Source organism: Streptomyces sp. NPDC058632 (genome assembly GCF_042717095.1).
Taxonomy (GTDB): Bacteria; Actinomycetota; Actinomycetes; order Streptomycetales; family Streptomycetaceae; genus Streptomyces.
The window spans coordinates 1-1905 of the sequence record NZ_JBHXQZ010000201.1 but is presented as its reverse complement, the minus strand read 5'-3'; the positions used below and the strand labels follow the sequence as shown (position 1 = coordinate 1905).

Genomic DNA, 1905 nt, shown 5'->3' with positions numbered 1-1905 from the left:
CCTCCACCGGCCTTACAGGGCCGGTGGAGGACGCCAACGCAAGGGAGACCCGATGGCTCGGTGGCCGCTGCATGCCCCTCCTGCGGGCGCGTGGCGGCCATCGTGAACACCCAACCCCTTGGACCTTGTCCCTGCGGAGTGGACACCTATTCGTATCGTTATGCGGCGAGTGTCAGGGTAGCTGACTGCTGTTCGTAGGCGTTCGGTGCCTGCTGTCCGTTCGCCGAGTGTCGTCGGCGGGTGTTGTAGCGCGTGGCCCAGCGGAAGACGGCCAGGCGGCAGGCCCGGGCCCCGTCGTAGCGGCGGGCGCCACGGAGCGTCTCGCGTTTGAGGGCGGCGTTGAACGACTCGGCGAGTGCGTTGTCCGCGCTCGTACCGACCGCCCCCATTGACTGTCTGACGCCCAACTGCGCGCACAGCTCCGCGAATTGGCGGGAGCTGTACTGGGCTCCGTGATCGCTGTGGAAGACGGCTCCGATCAGGCTGCCGCGGGTCGCGGCGGCGGCCCGGAGCGCGTCGGCGACGAGCGAGGTGCGCATGTGGTCGGCGATCGACCAGCCCACCAGGCGGCGCGAGAAGCAGTCGATGACGGTGGCGAGATACAGGAACTCGCCGTCGCGCACCGGCAGGTAGGTGATGTCGCCGACGTACTTGGTGTTCGGCGCGCTCGAGGTGAAGTCGCGCCGCAGCAAGTCCGGTACCGGGGTGGCGGACGGTTCGGGCACGGTGGTGACCTGGCGCTTGCGGAGCCGCAGCCCGGCGATACCGAACTTCCGCATCACCCGCCCGACGCGCTTGTGGTTCACGCGCTCGCCCTCCTCGCGCAGCTCGGCGGTGATCCGGGGGCGGCCGTAGGTGCCGTCCCACTCGGCGTGCACGGCCCTGATCCGCTCGGCGAGAGCGGCATCGGCCCGCTCGCGCACGGCACGGGCTGCGCGGCCGGCCCGCCACTTGTAGAAGCTGGAGCGGGCCACCTCCAGCACGGCACACAACCGCTTCACGCCCCAGGCGCGGTGGTGGTCCTCGATGAACTGGAAGCGGTTGGTCACCAGGTCATCTCTTGTGCGAAAAACTTCGTCGCCTTGCGCAGGATGTCACGCTCGGTGGCCAGTTTCTGCACCTCTTTGCGCGCTGTCGCCAGCTCCCGGCGCAGGGCCTCGTTCTCGGCCTGAAGCTCCTCGGCCGTCGGCGGGGAATCCACCGTGCTCTTCTCCGTGCTCGTACTCGTCGTGCTGCCCCCGCCATGGCGGGCCCGCTCGGCCCGCACCCAGTTACGCAGTGTCTCCCGGCTGATCCCCAGATCCTTGCCGATGCCCTCGAAAGTGTGGCTCGGGTCCGACAGGTACAGCGCGACAGCGTCCGCCTTGAACTCGGGCGAGTAGACCTTCATCACCATAAAAGATGCCTCCTACCCGGCCCCTGCCGGGGCCGGGCTCAGAGGTGTCCACCACTCGGGGACAGGTCCCCTTGTCCTCGACCTGTTGGCGGCCGGTAGCAAGGTCGGTCTAGGAGAAACACCCGCCCCTGGTGGCCCCCGCCGAATCGGACAAGGGGGCCGGGTTTGGCCCTTGCAGCCCGATTCATCCCGTCTGGCGGGGAGGGAGAGTTCTCCGTCCTCTGTCCACAGGTCAGCGCGCCGACCATGCGAGGACGACGCTGTGAGTGGCGCGGCGGCCATCGTGAGGAGAGCTTGATGCCGTACCTGATGCCGTCCCGCACGCCGCTGACACCCGAGCAGGTCGACTACCTCCTGGCGCCGCAGACGGGTGGCGGCGCCGCTGTCGCCGTGCGGGTGGAAGCGGACCCGGAGCTAGCCTCGCGCTTTCACGAGGCGGGGTGTCCGAGGCTTGATCAAATAAGCGGAGAGTGCTCCTGACCTGCAACGATGGGACTTGTCTAGGGTCC

The 1905-nt window shown here is 68.6% G+C and carries 1 protein-coding gene; it reads right to left on the bottom strand.

All coding sequences use genetic code 11. The features are described 5' to 3' along the window. Positions 1 to 158: 158 nt before the first annotated feature. Positions 159 to 1396, bottom strand: a protein-coding gene (locus ACFWVE_RS34955; protein ID WP_384023273.1) for an IS3 family transposase whose coding sequence is annotated in 2 segments (ribosomal slippage) — positions 159 to 1064 and positions 1067 to 1396 — 1236 coding nt in all. Because the reading frame shifts where the segments join, the coding sequence is not laid out codon by codon here. Positions 1397 to 1905 lie beyond the last annotated feature (509 nt).